The sequence below is a fragment of the Nonomuraea longispora genome (assembly GCF_004348345.1).
Taxonomy (GTDB): Bacteria; Actinomycetota; Actinomycetes; order Streptosporangiales; family Streptosporangiaceae; genus Nonomuraea; species Nonomuraea longispora.
Window position 1 is genome coordinate 1 of record NZ_SMJZ01000416.1, and the last position, 1,673, is coordinate 1,673.

A 1,673-nucleotide genomic window follows, 5' to 3' on the forward strand; every position below is an offset into this window, starting at 1 on the left:
GGTTCTGCCAAGATTTCTGTGGTAACTAACCGTGGTGCTTCTGGGCGAGGAGTATCCGTTTTCGGAGCAGCGATAATCCGGCCTTGCCGTATGTCTGCCGTTTGAGGAGCTTGATCTTGTTCACGACGCCCTCGGCCGGCCCGTTGCTGTAGGGCAGGGCGAGCGCGGCGGCCACGGCGTCGTGGTCGATGAGCAGGCCTTCGGCGAAGGAGCGCAGCGCGGGAACCTGCTGGTCGGCGCGGACCTTGTCGATCCAGGCGTCCAGGCGTGCGGTGTGCTCGTCGAGGTTGCCGTCGTGGTCGGCGGCGAGCAGGGCGGCGAAGGAGCGCACGTGGCCGGCGACGGCTTGCAGGTCGGGGCAGTGTTTGAGGGTGTGTTCCAGGCGGGTCTGCTGGGAGGCGGTGAGTTTGGCCGGGTTGGTGGTGATCCAGCGGGTGAGACGGCGGAGCGAAGGCGGCGGGTGCTCGCCGTCGGCGCGGCCTTGGCCCAGGTAGCGGTAGAGCAGGGTGGAGCCGCCCTGATACCCCATCGCCTTGATCTCGCCGAGGAGTGTCCAGGTGGCCACGCTGGGCTCGACGGCACGGCGTTTGCGCAGGTAGTCGCGGAACGGGTCAACCAGGGTCGTGGCGTATTTCGGCCCGTGGATCAACTGCTCGGCGTGCTCGGCGGCGGCGTACTTCTTCACGGTGTTGCGAGACAGGTGTAGCTTGCGCATGATCTGTCCGTGCGAGGCGTCCTGGGCGAGCAGGGCGTGCACCGCCGCATGCCGGGACCGGGTGCGCTGCGCGCTTGGGCCCTCACCGCGGGCGGCACCGTGATCGGGGTCGCTGAAGCAGGCTCGATGCGCGATACAGGTCTTCTCCACCGCGTCGATCAGGTTCTTCCAGACGTGCCATCTGTCGGCGATTTGCACCGCCTGCGGGGCACCGTCACGAGCGCCGGCCGCGTAGGCCGTCGAGCGATCCCGGCAGATCAGCTTCACCTCCGGGTGGGCCTTCAGCCAGGCTTCCAGCGTCACCGCGAGCCGCCCGTCCAGCACCTCAAGGCGCTCATGGGTATACGCGTCGATGATGATGGTGGCGTAGCGGTCGCCGCGCTTGAGCGCGAAGTCGTCCACCCCGATCGCCTCCGGTGCACGGGTCACGGGCTCGGCAACGCCATCAGCGCGCCCAGCACCGCGGTGCGGCTGAGTAGAACTCCGGCTGCGGCCAGCAGCGCTGATCCGGCTCGCCCGGCCAGGGCGACCGCAGCCGCGCCGACCAGCGTGGCCAGCAGCGGAGTACGACGGGCGTACCGTTCAGCCAGCCCGGGCACCTGCTCATTGAAGGTCTGGCGTGCACAATTCAGGTTGGAGCACACCAGGCGCCGCAGCACCAGCTCAAGCACCACCGGTGCCCCGCCGGCCGGGCTGTCGGCCAGACGCCGCCGGTAGTAGCCGTGCACCTTACCTGTCGCGATCCCGCACGTCGGGCAGGGCATCAGTTCCCCACGGGAACGGGCGATCACGCGTAACGCATCACCTTCACGCTCGACCCGCTCAACCAGCACCGAGTCCAAGTGGGGGAAGACAACAGCCACCATGTCAGCGTCACACAGGGCCAACGGTGACACCCAGACGCGAAATCCGTAGCCAATGACACACCGTCAGTTACCACAGAAATCTTGGCAGAACC

The 1,673-nt window shown here is 67.5% G+C and carries 2 protein-coding genes; both read right to left on the minus strand.

Annotated elements, in window-relative coordinates; all coding sequences use genetic code 11:
- Nucleotides 1–25 precede the first annotated feature (25 nt).
- Complete coding sequence (locus E1267_RS43635; RefSeq protein ID WP_165960134.1) at nt 26–1,144, minus strand: ISL3 family transposase; 1,119 nt, start codon at nt 1,142–1,144, stop codon at nt 26–28.
- Nucleotides 1,141–1,548, minus strand: a complete 408-nt coding sequence (locus E1267_RS43640) for a transposase family protein (protein ID WP_246064749.1) — start codon at nt 1,546–1,548, stop codon at nt 1,141–1,143. The genes E1267_RS43635 and E1267_RS43640 overlap by 4 nt, the downstream gene beginning before the upstream one ends.
- Nucleotides 1,549–1,673: the final 125 nt, after the last annotated feature.